At 41.1% G+C, this 17,690-nt stretch carries 14 protein-coding genes and 1 tRNA gene; 8 read left to right on the plus strand and 7 right to left on the minus strand.

What is annotated here, in order from left to right; all coding sequences use genetic code 11:
- Positions 1–4: 4 nt before the first annotated feature.
- From ACKWCA_RS01940 to ACKWCA_RS01955, 4 genes are all read right to left on the minus strand, one after another.
- The gene (locus tag ACKWCA_RS01940; protein ID WP_413976449.1) at positions 5–757 is read right to left on the minus strand and encodes a LytR/AlgR family response regulator transcription factor; all 753 of its coding nucleotides are present in this window, start codon (positions 755–757) and stop codon (positions 5–7) included.
- Positions 738–1,823, minus strand: coding sequence for a sensor histidine kinase (locus ACKWCA_RS01945; RefSeq protein WP_413976450.1), 1,086 nt, complete (start codon positions 1,821–1,823; stop codon positions 738–740). The genes ACKWCA_RS01940 and ACKWCA_RS01945 overlap by 20 nt, the downstream gene beginning before the upstream one ends.
- A 273-nt stretch (positions 1,824–2,096) precedes the next feature.
- Complete coding sequence (locus ACKWCA_RS01950) at positions 2,097–2,669, minus strand: hypothetical protein (protein ID WP_413976451.1); 573 nt, start codon at positions 2,667–2,669, stop codon at positions 2,097–2,099.
- Between the two features lie 173 nt (positions 2,670–2,842).
- Positions 2,843–4,120, minus strand: a complete 1,278-nt coding sequence (locus tag ACKWCA_RS01955) for a DUF4249 domain-containing protein (protein ID WP_413976452.1) — start codon at positions 4,118–4,120, stop codon at positions 2,843–2,845.
- 737 nt (positions 4,121–4,857) lie between these two features.
- On the opposite strand from ACKWCA_RS01955, the gene ACKWCA_RS01960 reads away from it, so the two are divergent.
- From ACKWCA_RS01960 to ACKWCA_RS01970, 3 genes are all read left to right on the plus strand, one after another.
- Positions 4,858–5,919, plus strand: coding sequence for a helix-turn-helix transcriptional regulator (locus ACKWCA_RS01960; protein WP_413976453.1), 1,062 nt, complete (start codon positions 4,858–4,860; stop codon positions 5,917–5,919).
- Positions 5,920–5,931: 12 nt separating this feature from the next.
- A complete protein-coding gene (locus tag ACKWCA_RS01965; protein ID WP_413976454.1) occupies positions 5,932–6,792 on the plus strand; it encodes a LytR/AlgR family response regulator transcription factor in 861 nt (286 codons plus the stop codon).
- Between the two features lie 397 nt (positions 6,793–7,189).
- Complete coding sequence (locus ACKWCA_RS01970; RefSeq protein ID WP_413976455.1) at positions 7,190–8,563, plus strand: hypothetical protein; 1,374 nt, start codon at positions 7,190–7,192, stop codon at positions 8,561–8,563.
- Positions 8,564–8,699: 136 nt separating this feature from the next.
- Here ACKWCA_RS01970 and ACKWCA_RS01975 read toward each other — a convergent pair whose 3' ends face one another.
- Positions 8,700–11,054: a TonB-dependent receptor gene (locus tag ACKWCA_RS01975; RefSeq protein WP_413976456.1), complete on the minus strand. Its 2,355-nt coding sequence runs from the start codon at positions 11,052–11,054 to the stop codon at positions 8,700–8,702.
- A 2-nt stretch (positions 11,055–11,056) separates the two neighbouring features.
- The gene (locus tag ACKWCA_RS01980) at positions 11,057–11,668 is read right to left on the minus strand and encodes a YceI family protein (RefSeq protein WP_413976457.1); all 612 of its coding nucleotides are present in this window, start codon (positions 11,666–11,668) and stop codon (positions 11,057–11,059) included.
- 219 nt (positions 11,669–11,887) lie between these two features.
- Here ACKWCA_RS01980 and ACKWCA_RS01985 point away from each other — a divergent pair, with 219 nt between their 5' ends.
- The 4 genes from ACKWCA_RS01985 (at position 11,888) to ACKWCA_RS02000 (ending at position 15,708) form a co-directional block, all read left to right on the plus strand.
- Positions 11,888–12,949: a sensor histidine kinase gene (locus tag ACKWCA_RS01985; protein WP_413976458.1), complete on the plus strand. Its 1,062-nt coding sequence runs from the start codon at positions 11,888–11,890 to the stop codon at positions 12,947–12,949.
- Positions 12,946–13,656: a LytR/AlgR family response regulator transcription factor gene (locus tag ACKWCA_RS01990; protein ID WP_413976459.1), complete on the plus strand. Its 711-nt coding sequence runs from the start codon at positions 12,946–12,948 to the stop codon at positions 13,654–13,656. Before ACKWCA_RS01985 ends, ACKWCA_RS01990 begins: the two co-directional genes overlap by 4 nt.
- A gap of 202 nt (positions 13,657–13,858) precedes the next feature.
- Positions 13,859–14,551: a hypothetical protein gene (locus ACKWCA_RS01995; protein WP_413976460.1), complete on the plus strand. Its 693-nt coding sequence runs from the start codon at positions 13,859–13,861 to the stop codon at positions 14,549–14,551.
- A 47-nt stretch (positions 14,552–14,598) separates the two neighbouring features.
- Positions 14,599–15,708, plus strand: coding sequence for a helix-turn-helix domain-containing protein (locus ACKWCA_RS02000; protein WP_413976461.1), 1,110 nt, complete (start codon positions 14,599–14,601; stop codon positions 15,706–15,708).
- A gap of 145 nt (positions 15,709–15,853) precedes the next feature.
- Here ACKWCA_RS02000 and ACKWCA_RS02005 read toward each other — a convergent pair.
- Positions 15,854–15,913 (minus strand) — tRNA-Asp (locus tag ACKWCA_RS02005).
- A 135-nt stretch (positions 15,914–16,048) separates the two neighbouring features.
- On the opposite strand from ACKWCA_RS02005, the gene ACKWCA_RS02010 reads away from it, so the two are divergent.
- A complete protein-coding gene (locus ACKWCA_RS02010) occupies positions 16,049–17,275 on the plus strand; it encodes a phage integrase SAM-like domain-containing protein (protein WP_413976462.1) in 1,227 nt (408 codons plus the stop codon).
- Positions 17,276–17,690: the final 415 nt, after the last annotated feature.

The following is a 17,690-nucleotide window of genomic DNA, read 5'->3' on the forward strand; positions in this document are numbered from 1 at the left end:
GGTCTCACCTATTCATCCATTCCTTAAATTCAGCGGTCTTTGGTCTGCTGACGATGAATTCTTGATCTCGTGGATTTGCAACGGAGAGTTTGACCCGATGATTGAAATAGGGATCTATTTTCTGAATGGAGGTCTTCGCTACAATTTGACCGCGATTGATCCTATAGAAGGCATTTTGATCTAAAGAGCCGAACAACTCGTCAATGGTTTCATCGATGATAAAGCGCTTGCCGGCAGTAACACCAAAGGTGATACTGTCTTCAGAGTAGCAGTACAGCAGCTCTGAAATCTTGATTTGAACAAAACCGCTTCCTTCTTTGACCAAGAGGCCCTCACGCTTGGACGTTACTTGCAGGCTACCGAGTAATTGTTGCAAAACGGAAGGGGTCAAGGTAGCCGGGGTGCTCGATTTGGTGAATTTATCCAAGGCAGCGCTCAAATCGTCTTTTTGAATGGGTTTGAGCAGGTAATCAACACTATTGACCTTAAATGCCTGTATGGCGTATTGGTCGAAGGCGGTGGTGAAAATGATAGGTGCGCTCACCTCGGTCTTCTGAAAAATCTCAAAACTTAATCCGTCGGCCAACTGAATATCCATAAACGCCAGGTCTGGGGGTGTATTTTCTTGAAACCACTGCACGGCATCTTCAACCGTATCGATGATTCCCAACAGTTGAAATTCGAAACCACAGGTGTGTAACATGCGCTGCAATTGGCTCGCGGCCCGCTGCTCGTCTTCAATGATCAATACTCGCATCTTTGTTCTTTTTATCTAATGGTGTTAATAATGGGAGGGAAACCACAAATCGATTTCCGTCGTTTTTGATCTCAATTGATGTATCGGATATCAGTGCATACCGCTTTTCGATATTTGCAAGTCCGACTTTCGTCGAGGGCAATTGGGTCGATTTTGGTGCTATTTTATTGCCGACGACCAATTGCTTATCGCGAACGGCTACATCGATGATCAAGGGTTTGGCTTTGGAGATTACATTATGCTTTATCGCATTTTCCAGTAAAAGCTGAAGACTCATAGGCACGACCATCGCCCCTTGGGAAGCTTCCGGGATATCCCAGTTCAATTTCAAGTTATCCCCGAAACGCTCCGATTGGATATGAATATATGCTTTCGCAAATCGCAACTCATTTTTTAAGGGAATCAGATTGTCGTTGCCGGCTTCCAATAAAAAACGATAAATATCCGATAGCTTGTCAACAAATTCCTTGGCATCCTCCTTTGAATTTTGATCGATGATATCACGAAGGGTATTCAATGTATTAAAGAAAAAGTGCGGTTGGGCTTGATTCTGCAAAGCATCTAGTTGTGCCTGTATTATAATCCGTTTTGATTGCTCTTCTTCCCTAACCGATTTTTTGAGACGTATGTTGTAATAAATGGCTTCGTAAATCGCCATGATCATGATCGTTAAAAAAACAATGGACAATAGTACTTTAAGTCTAGATGTATAATCCAAGGCGCTCACACCTGGAATTAAAGTCAAAAGGGAGGTTCCTGTAAAATCCACCACAATGACGGTGCAGACCACGGCTAGAAAAAACAGCGTAATACGCTTTGCATCGTCATGAAAAGCGGGGTACTTTTTGCGTAAGGAAATCATGATCGCCCTGTTGATAAACCAATCAATGATGGTAAACAAGAGCCCAACACCCCAACTCAAAACCGCCTCGGTCATAGTAATAGCGTTAAATGCGGGGTTGAACAGATAAAAGGTTGCAAAACTGATGATCAGAATTCCAATAACGGAAAACCAAGAATCATTGAACCCTAAATATTTGATACGTTTTTCTTTGTTTACTAGCATTATACTATGGTTGTTTTGTACTGATCGACAACACCTCTTTTACTTGTGGTATTTAAACCTGTTTTTGCAAAAAGAACAGCATTACGAAGTACTTCAAGGATATGGTCTGGTTTCGAGTTCAAGTTCACGTTTTTTTAGCAAGGTTCATAGCACTACTGATGGAATTTTTAAAGGTTGTACCATTCAAAGTACCCGATGCCCTACCACATTTTTTTTCTATTCGAACCGCTTCCACTATTTTGGTACGTACCTACACGATTCGAGCTGCGCTCTTTACTCTAACTTCCCGTTGCGTATAATTTGGATCTCATTTCGATACAACACTAGCGCTAAACCGGTCGCAAAAACCACGCAACTGGCCAACATGAGATACCCATTGTTCCAGATAAAATAGGACAAGCCCACAAATGGTCCGCCTAGGAGTACCATAAGAGCGCTTATCGGGTTTGTTTTTATAAAGTTCAACGCGTGGGCCGCGAGGCCTATAAAGAGCATGGAAGGCCCAATTATAACAAAGGGATATAGAATTAAGGGGGTGTTGCTTATTTGTTCCCGTAACGCATTTCTTCCGATAACATCGTCGCCAAAACTCCACATGACAAAATCAATGGTGCAGAGGGCGATATGGGCAACAACGCCGATCCCGGTCAGCACAGCGGCTACGGCATGTAGCTTGTTTTTTTTGGGAAACACCTCATTAAAGGAACATAGGAAAACCGCCCCGATCAAATTGAACCAATGGGCCAAATCGATATATTTTTGAGCACTCAACGAACCTTGGGAAAAGAACACGTAACTCGTTACGAAGCATAGTAATCCGAGTACACAGCGATTTCTTGTTTTCATACGTTTTTGAATTAATGAATAGTCCCGCAAATATGCGTTTGAAAGCAGGCACATGAAATGACTTCATGTTCAATCGTCGCTAAAGTCGGTTGGATTGTCGTTTGTGTGCGTTGATCTTGAATATTGGGAACCGCGGTAAAGGAATCATCAGGAAATTACAGGCATTTTCTGCCTTAATCAATCCAAAAATCTGGTCTGACATTACTTCCCAAGGCTCTACAATCACTACACCCTAAGGGTTTTACCAAGTATGGCGCCCGCTCAGGGTACAAGTCTTGACTCGATTGATCATAGTCCGGATTCTGGGCATAGAAACCGATTTGCCCGGATAAAATACCGTCCATTAACGGAGAGTTTGAAGCGCCATCCACCTCAATATACCCATGAATCGCAGTGGCATGAAAACCTTCGGTATATAACTCAGGCTTGAAAATTCGTTTGCAATTGACCGGGTATGGGGGTAAGGGACTATCCGGGAAAAAATCGGTATAACTAAGAAAAAGCCGTTTTTCACTATACGAACTCAAGTCAAAATAACCAATGGCGATCGTATTGCCATTTTCACTGTTAATATTACTTTCAACAGCCCCTGGCTGAATGCTATGAAATACGCTTTCAAAATCGGAGAACGAATCGATGGTATTATAAAATGTATAGGTATCAGGGTGCAGACTGTATTGCTTTACCAGAATACTATACCTATTGGAAATGACATAATTGTCTTTTGATAGAAATCTGAATTCGAAATTACCGGTAGCATCACTATCAAAAAGTTCCGTTGACGCCAAGATGATATCATTGGATTCGCCCTTACCGTAACATATCCTAGATTCTTCCCGTTCTAGTTTTATAGTGACCTCCCAACCATCTCCATCTCCGAAATAGTCATAATCAACTTCGTCCCAGGTTACACCGTTGTACTCGGGTGCGATAATCTGGTACGTTTCGTCATATTCATAGCGAAAGTAAGAAGGGGATTGACTTTTCGACTTGATTTGTACCGCCACCGAGACACCTTCTTCGCCCGAATCATTGCTGACTTTCTTAAATGCCATATCGCTTAGGTCATTCCTTTCAGGCAACGACTCCCAACTCGATTTGTACTTCAAGTTATCGCGGGTTTCTATTTCGAGTCGATAGGCCCTATCATGGGATAATTCAAGAATAGTCGCTGACGTATATACACCAGAAGATGATTCCAAAAATAGGATCCTATTTCCCGCATCATCCACCAGACGAACATTAGCGCCGACCTCGTTCTGTGAAGAATCCGATAATAAGGCAGATGTTCTGGAGAGAAAAATCCGCTGTTGTTCCACTTTGTCGGTAAGCTTGGCCTCTACGACCAGTATGTCTTCGAAATTCAAGGTTTCCGCCGTGAATTCTTCCACACAGGAAACCACCATACTCAAGGAAAACAAAAGCGTTACCATCAATGGATTGCGCGGCATAGATTTGATAGACTTTAGCATCATGACGACAGCATCAAAATTTACATTCAATAAAGTGAAGTTTTTCAAATGAAAGGTACTGCTTCATTAACCCGTACCTGATTGGTACTCGTCTTCCGTCAAAAAACCGTTCCTGTCGATAGAAAGTGTTCTCTTCGCCTCTGGAGTATTGTCTGAGTTCAGGGGGGCGTGAACTCAGAAGAGTTATAGAACGCTAATGCATCCCTATTGGTGGGTGATACATTGATCACCAACGATATCGGGCCATTGGCCGTTTCAACGTTCCATTCTCCAACGTACCTTCCCGGTGCAAGCTCCAGATGTACGTCCTCCGCTTTACTACAAACCTCCTCTTCTTCGCTTGAACAACAAAAAGAAATTAGTGTCAAAAACGACTATGCTACTCATTTGACCTCCTTAAAAAAAATGTTCTTTTTCATAACTATTGATTACATTTAAGATAGCCTAGCAATGGGTATTGCAACATGCGCTTATCCGTAATCTTAATAGGTTTAAAAATAGAATCAAAAAGCCTAAATCAGGTATTTCGAAAGGGGAAAGGTGTATCACAACCGTATTGATACGCTATAATTCGGCGGCGCTGACGCGTGAAACCAAAGTTTTGGCAAAAGCGCTTTATTTTAGTATCCATTTTCATTCTAGGCCGTACTATTTGGCAAAAATACCGCGCTGTATCAAAAAAGTTCAGAATGAATTTCAATTATTTTTGACTGACCATGGAATCACTTTTTTTAGGCATCTCAGTTTGTATCGGACTACAATTCTTGCTGTTGTCGTTTTTTTTGTTCTACAAAAGTTCGCCTAGAGAAAAACTAATCGGGTTCCTCAGTATCATCTTGGCCATCAGTTTTTTGCAAACCGCCTTTCATGAATATGTGTTGGACTCCTTTATTTTAAAATTGATTTTTGCGGGTAAAAAGTTCGTTTTAATACCCCCCTTATTGTACCTGTATATCAATTCTGAAATCATAAAACCCAAAACTATCAAGAAGCATTTTATCTTACCGATAAGTTATATTGTGGCTTTTTATTTCTTACAGCTCGTGCTGACCCCCTTCTATCTTCACTACCGATCGGAATTTAAAATTCTGAATTTTCTGCTGGTCGGATGCTATTTTATATTTTACCTCGTTCTGGGGCACCGAGAACTAAAAAAAGAACTCGCCAATACCCTTTATGTTGATGCTTTGGACAAATACAAAAAGTTCTTTTACTCCTTCAATATCGTAGAGATTTTTATTGTCTTTAGTTTAGCCATTACACTCATCTTACCACATGTATTCACGGATAACTACGCCAATATGTATGAATCCACGGTTTCGTTTTTCAGCTATTTTTCGTTTATATGGGGGGTGTTGTTATTGTTCTTTTTTTTATCGGAATCCCATTTTTTCAAAAGTAGAACGACTCGATTACAAATTAAGAAAAGTGCTGAACTACTTGAAAATTCCAATACCATTGAGACCACCTTACATCACCTCATCATTATTGAAAAACGATATAAGGATCCTGAATTCGACATTAGCTCCGCGGCTTTGAAAATAGGACAAAATCCGCGGTTGATTTCAGAGTACTTTCGTGAGGTCAGGCATACCACCTTCAATGCATACCTAACGAAATTACGGCTGAACGAATTTAAACGTTTGTCATCCGAACATAGCTCCATCTATGACATTGATGGTCTCCTATCGCTTTCAGGCTTTAAATCACGATCCACGTTTTACCGGGCCTTCAAGAAGCATTTCGGAATGACGCCGAAACAGTATTTATCAAAATAAACGAACTGCAAAATGGAAGGTTTAAAAAGTTTCACAAAACCCATTGCGATAAGGCGGTTGTCCACCGCCAAACTAATAAAGCAATTACTTCTTGTTCTGGGTATCGTCTACTTGATTTTCGCTTTATTGGAACCCTTCGAATTTCATGTGGGGGAATATAACAAGTTTGGTATTCTCTTGCTCTTTTCGGCGGCTTATTTCATCACGTTATTTATCGCTTTGAAATGGCTCTACCCCCTTTTTCTTGCGATTACAAAGCTCAAGAGGTTTTATCTCCATCATTTAATTTTACAATATTTGGGCTTAATCGTGTTGGTCACGACAACACACTATGGGGTACAGCACTACCTCAACGACAATTTTGTTTTAGATCTGCCCCTGTACCTTCAATTTTTAAAACACGGCCTAGCCTTAGGCCTTATTCCTACGGTCATTCTTGTGCTTATAGAATACAACAAAGCACTTCAAGGAAGTAAAGGAATCCAGAAAACCACCTTACCGTCCTTCTTGAATCCAATCGCCCAAAAAGACAGTGTTACCATATCGGCCCTCCATACCAAGGAATGTTTCAGATTTCGACCCAATGCGATTATTTACATCAAATCGGATGACAATTATGTACATGTCCACTACTTCGGGGACGATAACAAGGAACTGCACCGAAAACTCATTCGAACCAATCTCAAGACGCTTGAAGACACGCTTGCTTTACCCTTTGTGCGAACGCACCGCTCCTACATGGTCAACCTGAATCATGTCAAAAAGGTAACGGGCAACGTGAAAGGAATGAAGCTTTTCATTACCGCTTTGGATACCGTGATTCCTGTATCAAGGGGATACGTAGCTACCTTTAAGAATTCATTCCATTCTTAGTTTCCGTTAACAACTCGTTTTTGTTTTCCACTTACGCCAATAGGGCCATTGACCACAAAAGAGGGACGACCACCACAAAAAGTTTGTAATTGGCCCATGCCATGGTAGGTTTGACGTGATGCTCGAGATTTAGCTGTGACCGCTTGTTTGCCGGAACAGGGTTGGTGTCAAACTTCGGCCGATGCCGATTTCATGCCATACACCGCCGTCATGTGGATACGTCCCAAAGAAAGACGGCGCACAGGTCCGTCTAAAAGTAGCCCATGAAACCCCTCTTGAGAGCAACGGGAATTTCAATAGAAATCAATATCGGATCAAAGCGGTCCACTCGTAACATATGAAACCTTCGAAACAACAGCCCTCTAAAATCAATGTCCCATTTAGAAAAGAATAACGAATGAAAAAATGGTTCAGACGCATCCTATTCACGCTCCTAGGCATCGTATTGTTGCTGGGCATATTGTTTTATGCTTTTTACAAACGTTTTGTAATCGAGGCCCCTTCGATAGCATACACGCAGGTCAGTACACTAAAAGAGGAACAATTACAAGATCTAGACTATTTGTCTCGCTACATTACCGTTGACAAAAGTTTCGATACCGATCGCAAGCGGCACGCTTTTTTAGAAGGTATTGATCACCTCAAAAAACAAGTGCCCTTTACAACCGCCGCTTTTGAAATGCAGGTGGCCGCACTCATGTCCATTTCGAACAATACCCATACCAACGTTCACCCCAGTAGACGGGCCAGACGCCTAAATGCGATTCCCTTACGCTTCTATTGGTTTGAAGAAGGACTCTATGTGGTGATGGCCCAAAAAGAACACAAACACTTACTCGGTAAAAGAATCAAGAAAATAAATGGGTTTGAAGTGGTTGAACTCGTGCTGCAACTCGAAAAATGGTTTGGAGGTTCAGCACACCGATTGAAGTTTTTCAGTCCGCTTTTCTTAATGTCACCGGAATTGATGGACGCGGTACATCTTGGCACCGATTCCACTAGGCTGAACCTAGAGTTCTACGACGCTAATACCATACTCATAGCGGCTTCGGAAACCGCCAAAGATAAACCCGGTTATTGGCCCCAACTCTGGTTGAATCCGTCAGCAGCAACTAGCGAAGCAGGGTGGTTTTCTCTAGCGGCCCATAAAGCCACTGCCTTGCCATTTCAGCACTTACACCAAAATGTATGGCACCACTTTACGGATAGGGGTGTTTATGTTCAGGTCAATGAAAATGCGGATACCGAGACCGTAAAAGTCTCCGACTACCTCAATGCGGTTGCGGAAGAAGCAAAGGAAAAGAAGCTAGCCTACGCCGTCTTGGATTTGCGATTCAATTCAGGGGGCGATTATCATATGGTCAGGCCCTTTATAGCCCAAATGGAATCGCATTTAGAAGGCAAGGGCAACTTCTATGTGATTCTGGGTAACGGTACCTTTTCCGCAGGGATCATTACTGCGGCGCTGGCAAAACATACCTTTGGGTCAAAAACCAAGTTCGTCGGTGAAGCCGTTGGGGATGCGTTACAGTTTTGGGCCGATGGGGGCAGCCCTTTCATTTTGCCGAATTCAAAAATACAACTGCGTATCTGGACCGCATACCATGATTGGAAAAATGGATGTACGGACTGGCGCAAGTGCTTTTGGATAACCCTCTTCGATGGAGTTGCCGTAAACCATCTGGATTTAGATCAAAAAATACCGTTGCGCTTTCAAGATTTCATTTCCGGGAAGGATACGGCTTTGGACCATATCATCGCATCGGAATAGCAAGGTTCCGAAATCCGGATTCATGGGTGGTATCCCATCCAAAACAACTAAAAAAGTAGCTCCTTATCCGTGATACAATAGCACAAACAAGGAGCACCTTCAAACAGCTAACGCAACTCTTCAGCAAAACAGTAGGTCATAAAAGCTTATCCGCTTTCTCGTTCTTATCTCTCTTTTTACGCTTTGCACTTTTGTTTTTTCCACTACCAAAACGATAGGCCAAGCCCAAATACACCGCGCGTGAATCCGTTTTAAACTGACCTTCCTGAATGATGGTTCTAAACGTTTCAAAAGCAAAACGCTGTGTTCTGAAGATATCATTGAAGTTTACACTTATTGTTCCTTTGCCTTTTGCAAAATTGTAACGTGTACCTACGTTCATAAAGAAGTTGTCCTTTAGGTCATATTGTAAAACACTTTGCTTACCGCTATAAAATGTAAAAAGTTGAAATGTGAGATCCTTTGTAGCTTTAAAGCTGTTGTTCAATTTGACGTTCATCAAGGTATTGTTTACCTCTACACGTTCTCCTTCGATAAACCCTTTTTGGGTTCTGGAATACACATCGAAGCTTCCATTGAGGCTCCACCAATTGGTGGGCCGATAACTAGTGGACAACTCAAGGCCATAGGCATCATTACTGTCAAAATTATCGTAATCAACGATCAAGACCGTAGGATTATCATCATCAAAAAAGCCCCTCCTATTGATTTCGTCATTGATTCTTCGATAAAAGCCGCCTATCGTAACATTCCCTTTCCCTAAGCTTTTACTATAATTCAACTCCACCGAATTGGTAAATTGAGGCACTAGACTTGGATTACCGCTAAGAATAAGCTGCGGAGTGCTCAATTGGCGTATCGGGTTGATCTGATTCAAGGAAGGTCGATCAATTCTTCGACTAAAACTTAATTGGTAGGAGTTCTTACGCTCTTCACCCGGACTGTATTTTAAAAACCCTGATGGATAGATATTAAAAAGCTTGTCGGTGAAATTAAATGGGGCTTCAGAGACTTCATTAAACTGGGTGTCCACATTGTAATCTTCCAATCGTATACCAAGATTGTATTGCCATTTACCCAAACTCTGGCTGAAAGTCGTATAAAACGAATGGATATCACGGTCGTATCTAAAATCTGAATTCCTGAAATCCGTACGGTCCGTAACATAGGTATTTTGGGTACGTCGCAAACGGGTTTCCAAACCAATCTCTAAAGTTGTGTTTTCAGAAAGTGGATTTACATAATCAAGATTTATGGTCGTATTGGTACGGGTATCATCAATAAACTCATCATAGTTCATCAAAGGGGTGTTTCCTCCAAAATCAAAATCGTTATTGGTGTCACTCTTTAAAGTGTTATAATCGGCCTCGAGTTCAATGAAATGCCCCTCTCCGGAAAAGAGATGTTTAAAATCCACATTATAGGAGGCATTGGTGTTATCTCTATTGGTCAGGTCAAACTGATCGAAATCAGCACTTGGCGTATCCAAAAACGTAATGTTTCGTTCGGCATCCAAAACCGCGTCAAAAAAATTCTGGTTGGTGTAGATAGAAAACGTATTCCGCTCATCAATATAATAGTCTACACCAAATTTGAACAGATGTGATGTGCGGTCACCGATACTTAAAATATCTTGGCCTGTGCGTTCGACGGTCCTGTTTATGAAACCGTTCGTTACGCCCTCACCCAATCGGTTGCCATAACTACCATAAAAATTAGCTTTTCCATTTCGATAGTTCAAACTCAGGGAGCTATTATACCGTGCACGCTCGCCATAGGTAAAACCCGCATTTATCGAACCGTTGAACCCTAAATTCGTATTCTTTTTTAAAGTGATATTAATGATCCCGCTCATCCCTTCCGGATTGTACTTTGCCGAAGGATTGGTGATCAACTCAATCGTCTTTATCGACGTCGACGGAATTTGCTGTAAGAGCTCACGAGAACTAATATTGGTGGGTTTACCGTCTACAAGAACACGTACATTTTCATTGCCGCGCAATGACAGATCACCATCTTGGGTAATACTGACCGAGGGTATATTGCCCATGATATCGCTAGCCGAAGCACCTGCCGTGGTGAGGTCTTTGCCGACATTGATGACCTTTCTATCGATTTTTTGTTCAATAGTGGAACGTTCTGAAACAACTTCCACCGCGTCAAGCGCGACGGCATCTTCCTCGATAAAAATAGTCCCGATATTTAGTTTTCGGTCATCCTCCCCTAAGGTAATCGATTTCATCTCCGTTTTGTAACCGATGTAGAGCGCCTCAAAAGTATAGGTACCGAAAGCTACTTTGGTCACGTTGAACGCACCCGCTTCATTCGTAATTCCCCCCGTGACGATTTCATCACCCGATTTTAAGACCACATTGGCGTAGGGTATCGGTTCGTTCGTATTCTTGTCTTTTATCGCTCCGGTAATGCTTCCTTGTCCGTAAAATGAACTAGAGACAAACAAGCCTAAGAGCAGTGTCAATACCTGTCTCATTCTTATTTATCTTGAATCAAATGAATTTCGGCAATCAGCCCCACTTCACTACCAAGGGCCATCTTCGCCGGTGCATAGTTGGCGCCCACCTTAAAATCATCACGATTGATTTGGCCTGTAACCGTTATAAATTTATTGGTGGTCTTAAATCTTGGATGGATGAAACTACCCTTGTCCACTCCTTTTAAAACAATGGACTTTGTAATCCCAGTCATGGTGAAATCGCCTGTTATCGTATAGGTTCCGTCTCCTGTATTTTCAATTCCGGTACTTTTAAAATGTATCTCCGGATGCACCTCAGCACTAAAGAAATCGTCACTTCTTAAATGCTTGTCCCGGTCTTTTTGATTGGTATTTACCGATGCTGTTTCTATGGTAATATTGAGTGCAGTTATCCGCTCATTTTCTTCCGTAAAAGAACCTGTATAGCGATCAAAAACACCTTTAATGGTGCCCACTTTGAAGTAAGGGATATCAAAATTGATGGCAGAGTGACTGGGGTCGATCGTCCATGTGGATTCTTGTGCGGTAGTCGTGAATGACAACACTACCATTGCTAGAAATGTCCATAGTAGATGGGGTTTTGAAGTAATCATTGTTTTTGACTGTTTCATGGTTTTATTTATTTTGTTCAGGGGCTAAACTAGAAGTAGGAACCACGCCTTTTAGAGAATGTGGTCGTAGAACCCCTTATCGGTGCCAAATGACCTGTAAACAAGGTTGAACCTTTTTGTCTACGGATAGTGGTTTTTTGACATCGTTTACCTGTAGTTGATGGTGTATTTTGAAAAGGGCCCACTAAGAATTGTACCTTTATATCAATTGTAGAAGCTATGTTACAACGCATTCAAAACTTTCTGGAAACTTCGAAACTCAAATACCTTGTATTCGGGCTTTTGATTTTTGCGTTCTCCGCTTCCACTTCAAGTTGGTATTACACCACTACCTATGAATTGGCCGTAACGTTCGTAATCCGGGTAGTACTTCAAATCGCATTGGCCTTTAGTATTGTGGAGTTTTTGATTCCAAAACTTTTGACTAGGGGTAAAATAGGGCTGTTCTCGGTGGGCATTACCTTGGTACTACTTTCCTTTTACGCCATTTGCACCTTGATATTCATTCACTTTTTTGAACCCTCGTTTCCGACTACGTATGCGAACTACGTCCGGCGTTTTGACGACCCTTCGTTTTTCGGTCGGTTTTTAAATTTTGGCGAATTTGTGTCCAAATCCTTATACCTGCTCTATCCCACCTTTTTGATCTTGGTATTCAAATTGTACACGGAAAAACAACAACTACTCAAATTGAATGAACAAAAGAAGACCGCCGAACTGGCGGCCTTGAAAAATCAGTTAAATCCACACTTTTTGTTCAATACCCTGAATAATCTATATGCATTGGCACTGAAAAAATCCAATGATACCCCCAAAGTGATTCGGAAACTGTCGGAAATTTTGGATTATATCCTCTATGGGTGTAATGAGTCTTATGTCTCCTTGGAAAAAGAGATCGAGTTGATCGAGAACTATTTGTCCTTAGAAAAAATACGCTACGCCGACAGGGTTAAAATAGCGTTCAGTAAGAATGTAACAGGTCAAGAAAGAGTAGCTCCCCTACTCTTGTTAACTTTTGTTGAGAATGCCTTTAAACATGGGGTTGCTAATGAAATCAATCAGGCCCATATCAATATTACCATTTCAAAGGAGGGAGAAGAACTTCTTTTTACAGTCGAAAACAGTAAACCGGCCGTCTCCGATACCTTGGAGAAAAAAGAATCCATAGGGCTTCAAAATATTAAAAAGCAATTGGAATTGTTGTATCCCAAGGCATACGACCTCATCATAGAAAATGGGAAAAGTACATTTTCGGCCAATCTTAAATTAGCAATGGCATGAGTTACCAATGTATCATTATAGATGATGAACCCTTGGCACGTGAGCTGCTTGAGGGGTATCTCCAAAAAATACCTGATTTTGAGCTCGTGGCTTCTTGCCCCAGTGCAATTTCCGCAAGCACTATCCTAAGCAAAAACAAAGTTGACCTGATGTTTTTGGATATTGAGATGCCCCTGCTAAAAGGCACGGATTTCTTTAAGAACCTGGTTCATAAACCCGATGTTATTTTTACGACCGCCTATCGTGACTACGCCGTTGACGGATTTGAACTCAACGCTTTGGATTATCTGTTGAAGCCTATTTTTTTCGAGCGTTTTTTTTCGGCAGTGCAGAAGTTTCTCAAACAACAGCATGTCAAGGAAAACAATAGTGGAGCGACTACCCAAACCGATAAAGGCAAGTATCTTTTTGTAAACAAGGCCAAGAAACAGATCAAAGTCGTTTATGAGCACATCGTATATGTAGAAAGCTTTAAGGATTACATTAAAATTCATCTGGAAGATGAAGACCCCTTACTCGTCAAAGAACGTATTTCGGCCTTTGAACAACGACTGGATGATCGGTTTATTCGCTTGCATCGGTCTTATATCGTAAACAGCGAAAGAATTACGGCCTATACCAAAAACGATGTTGAAATTGGACGAATGGAAATTCCTATTGGAAACAACTACAAAGACAATCTCCTCCCCTTTTTAAAATCGATTTAGCCTGAAATTTTATGGGTTATTTTGTTTGACCAATCGATATCGGATAAGGTCCAGCGGTGCCCGTTTCGTTCTTAAAATCGCTGTTAGCCCCCTAAAACAGGAACGTATACCGTATGCGTACGCATCCTATTGTGTTTTCTTTTGTGCGTTTTTGCATCCATTTTACATTAGCGACATGAATGTAAAACTTAAAACAAATCGTATGAAAAAAACAAAACTAGCGCTAGTATGTACCGCCCTATTTTTTGGCGGATTAGTAGTGAACGCACAATCAAAAACCTTATCCTTTAAAAAAGGGGAAGTCTTGGATATTCTTCTGTTTACGGGGAAACCGGATTTCTCTAAATTATTCCCCAGATATAAGGAGACGGCATTCGCATTTGCCCTTAAAACCGGATACCAACCACAACCCGTTCTTTCTATTACCGAGACTACCCAAGGAGGCCTGCAACCCGGTTCTTTTGTTTTTGGCAAATGGACCAACTTGGCCAGTAGGAAGAAGTTCTTGAATGAAATTACGACTGAGGTTCCTGATTTTCATGTACAAAGAAGGGCGATGTGGTCATCATTTTATCTGGCCTACTACGAGATGAAGGAGGATATCTCTTTTGATATAAATCCGGAAAAGGTTATCGTTGCAACAGCCTATTGGAAAGATGAGAGTGGTTCTTTTCCGGAGTTTAAGCAAGAATGGCTTAAAAAAGTCAAAAACAAAGGAGGAAAAGTGATGTTACAGTTACAGGATGCCATGTCATCGGTAGGTTATATGTACAAGCCGGATTATATGGTCTTGACCGAATGGAATGATAGGGCCTCTTATGATGCCTTCATCAAAGCGAATCTGAAAATGGGAGAAAAAGGAATCCAGAACGTGAACCAATTTATAATTCAATAACATACAAGGCTGGTAAACATCTCGTGCTTGCCAGCTTGTTTTTAACTATGCAGACATTCGTAAATCAGTTGGTCTATTTTTGTTTTTTCCAAAGCCTTTTTTTGTTAGGGGTCTATTTATTCTCCGCAAAAAACAGAAAGAACATCAACGGCTATATCGCCTTTTTGATATTCGTCCTATTTATAGGCTTAAGTGGGCGTGTGCTCTATGTATCCCAAATTTTAGGGGACAATTTTAGACTGATCACCATTTCAGAGTTCGCCATTTTACTTTTTGGTGCAACGGTATTTCTGTTCACAAAATCATCCCTTACCGATCAGCACTTCACAAGAAAAGATTTACGCCACTATATTCCCGCTGCGGTCTATATTTTGTTTGTGGTATTCTATTTCATAATCCCATCGGATGAGATGATCATTGCCCGCATAAAAAGAGGGGAGTTGTATACGGTGGTCACTATTTTAGTCGGTATCGGACTATCCGTTAACCTGTCTTATTGGTTACTGAGTTTGATACAGTTCCTGCAATTTAAGAACAACCTTAAAAACGAATTAAGTTATACGCTAAAAACACAGTTCTTCCTAAATTTTTTGATTGCAATAGGCGTTTGTCTCCTTGTTTGGGTCGGCGTGTATTTTACCAGTCTTTTTGGGCCCGAGACCATAGAGCGGGAAGCGCGCCAGTTCATTTGGTTGGGAATTGCGTTCATCATTCTTTTTATTGCCTACTACGGAATGGTGGCCCCTGATCTATTTCGGATACAAGCGTTGAGCCTTACCCAAAAATACAGTCAATCGAAATTAAGTAGCGCAGATATGGATGCCTTAAAGCAGCAGCTGGAAACGATTATGACCGCCAAGAAACCCTATTTGAACAGCACCTTAATGAAGGCCGAATTGGCCATGATGTTGGGCATTAGTAATCCGGAGCTGGCACGCCTTTTAAACGAGCGAATAGGCATGAATTTCTTTGATTTTGTCAATTACTACAGAATAAAGGAATTTATCGCATTGGCAGAAACGGACAAGGCGAAAGAGTTTACTTTTTTCGGTTTGGCGCAAGAAGCGGGGTTCAATTCAAAGACCACGTTCAATAAATCGTTTCGAAGTTTGATCGGCGTATCTCCATCAGAATACTTTTTAAAAGCCCGTAATTAATGACTTCTTTAAGGTTTAACCCGACGCTTTTAAAGTGGTGTTAGGGCTACCACGGAGAGTTCATCGATAGTACTATTACTGGCCGGGGAAACTAAAAGTCCTAACCTATACATACGCTTATATATAAAATTCAGTGGACGCTCAGTGGTCTGGACGGGACTCGAACCCGCGACCCCCTGCGTGACAGGCAGATTTTAATTAAATTCATATGAATTAAAAACTCAATAAATACGGGGGTTTTCAGCGATTAGTTGTATATTTAGGTACATTTAAGACCATAAAAAACCACATTCTGCGTGCAAACTGCGTGCACATGTGCACGCAGTTTTTAACATTTATCATGGCTACCTATATAAAACTCTCATTGGATACACGAAGGAAAGATAACAAAACCTTCCCTTTAATCTTTCGTTTGACCCATAACCGGAAATCTACGAGTATTGGAACAGGGTATAAATTAGCGACTTCCGAATGGGACATAAAAAGACAAAAAATTAGGCCATCTTTCAAAGGCACGGAATCCCCTTCCCGTTTGAACAATTTGCTACAAAAGAAAATGGCGCGTATGGTGGATATCCTAACGAAATTGGAAGATGGGGACAAATTGAAATATATGAGCGTGTCCGAAGTAAGGAGCCATATTACCCGCACTACCAAAAAGGTTACTTTTTATCAGTTCGCCGAAAAGCAGATAGCCGACCTGATCAAAGCGAACCGTATCGGAAACGCAAGGGCTTACAAACATGCTTTGAAAGCAGTTAAGAATTTCAGAAACGACAAGGATTTTACATTCGATGAACTGAACCTAGATTTCCTTAACCGATTTGAAAAGCATCATTTGGCCAAGGGCAACAAATTGGGCGGCTTAAGTGTTTATTTGAGAACTGTAAGGGCAATCAATCGAAAAGCCATCAAAGCAGGGGTTGCCGACAAAGAAGGTTATGCCTTTGATGACTATGTGATTCGAAATGGAAAGCCCGAAAAACGAGCTCTTCCTATTGATGCTATTCGTAAAATAGCTGAACTTGATTTGGAAAAGGATACCGCTATGTTCAGGGACAGAAACATTTTTATGATGAGCTTCCTGCTTAACGGCATATCATATGTGGACATGGCCCATCTCAAGCTGTCCAATATCGTTGATGGTCGCATCCGATATTCTAGAAAGAAGACAGATGAACCCTATAACATTAAAATCCATGACCAACTCAAACCTTTGTTGACCTATTTTACCAAAGGCAAGAAAAGAAGCGACTACTTATTGGGTCTTGTCAAGAGTAAAAATCCTATTGAAAGCTATAATCAAATCGTTTGGGCAAGAAAGCGGTATAACGATAATTTGAAAAAACTGGCCGAGCTAGCGGGAATTCAAGAAAATATTACGAGCTACGCTGCACGCCACTCATTTGCTTCCGGTGCAAATGAAATGGGAATTCCTCTTACAGCTATTTCTCAAATGTTAGGGCATAAGCGAATAAGCACAACGCAAGCGTATCTAGCAAATTTGAGGAAAAGTAAAATGGATGAGTACCAAAATGAAATTTTTGGACGACTTTCAGAAAAATGAATTCAATGATTTCCTTTCAAATAGCATCCAAATCCATCCTCTATTCCCTTGAACATTTTTCTGTTCTTCCCAAATCTAACCATAACTAACCTGCGCGTGAATCCTGCGGAGTTTCTTTAGCGTTCCGGTAGACAAGCGTAAAGAAGAAACTCAGTAGGGCGCGACAGAACCTTTGCTCGGCACACTATCCCTCTTCTCTCCCTATCTACAAAAGTGCCCGTCAGGGCGCAAAATTCTATTAAAAAAATATAGGTGTTTATTTGTTGGAATTTTAGTTTCAAAAAAATGTGGATCAAGAAAACTACTACTAAGAAAATAAGAAGGAAATACATTTTAAAAGACACAATATCTGTAAAATAATGATTCCATGAATTAGCTGATTTGTAAAAATTTCTTTTGCGTACATTCAAATATC

Source organism: Maribacter corallii (genome assembly GCF_047345415.1).
GTDB lineage: Bacteria > Bacteroidota > Bacteroidia > Flavobacteriales > Flavobacteriaceae > Maribacter_C.

Excerpts from the sequence above, each read along its gene's own strand:
- ACKWCA_RS01940 (WP_413976449.1), bottom strand. The coding sequence starts at position 757 with ATGCGAGTATTGATCATTGAAGACGAGCAGCGGGCCGCGAGCCAATTG.
- ACKWCA_RS01955 (WP_413976452.1), bottom strand. The coding sequence starts at position 4,120 with ATGCCGCGCAATCCATTGATGGTAACGCTTTTGTTTTCCTTGAGTATG.
- ACKWCA_RS01985 (WP_413976458.1), top strand. The coding sequence starts at position 11,888 with ATGTTACAACGCATTCAAAACTTTCTGGAAACTTCGAAACTCAAATAC.
- ACKWCA_RS01990 (WP_413976459.1), top strand. The coding sequence starts at position 12,946 with ATGAGTTACCAATGTATCATTATAGATGATGAACCCTTGGCACGTGAG.
- ACKWCA_RS02010 (WP_413976462.1), top strand. The coding sequence starts at position 16,049 with ATGGCTACCTATATAAAACTCTCATTGGATACACGAAGGAAAGATAAC.
- ACKWCA_RS01975 (WP_413976456.1), bottom strand. The coding sequence starts at position 11,054 with ATGAGACAGGTATTGACACTGCTCTTAGGCTTGTTTGTCTCTAGTTCA.
- ACKWCA_RS01965 (WP_413976454.1), top strand. The coding sequence starts at position 5,932 with ATGGAAGGTTTAAAAAGTTTCACAAAACCCATTGCGATAAGGCGGTTG.
- ACKWCA_RS01945 (WP_413976450.1), bottom strand. The coding sequence starts at position 1,823 with ATGCTAGTAAACAAAGAAAAACGTATCAAATATTTAGGGTTCAATGAT.
- ACKWCA_RS01970 (WP_413976455.1), top strand. The coding sequence starts at position 7,190 with ATGAAAAAATGGTTCAGACGCATCCTATTCACGCTCCTAGGCATCGTA.
- ACKWCA_RS01980 (WP_413976457.1), bottom strand. The coding sequence starts at position 11,668 with ATGAAACAGTCAAAAACAATGATTACTTCAAAACCCCATCTACTATGG.
- ACKWCA_RS02000 (WP_413976461.1), top strand. The coding sequence starts at position 14,599 with ATGCAGACATTCGTAAATCAGTTGGTCTATTTTTGTTTTTTCCAAAGC.
- ACKWCA_RS01950 (WP_413976451.1), bottom strand. The coding sequence starts at position 2,669 with ATGAAAACAAGAAATCGCTGTGTACTCGGATTACTATGCTTCGTAACG.
- ACKWCA_RS01995 (WP_413976460.1), top strand. The coding sequence starts at position 13,859 with ATGAAAAAAACAAAACTAGCGCTAGTATGTACCGCCCTATTTTTTGGC.
- ACKWCA_RS01960 (WP_413976453.1), top strand. The coding sequence starts at position 4,858 with ATGGAATCACTTTTTTTAGGCATCTCAGTTTGTATCGGACTACAATTC.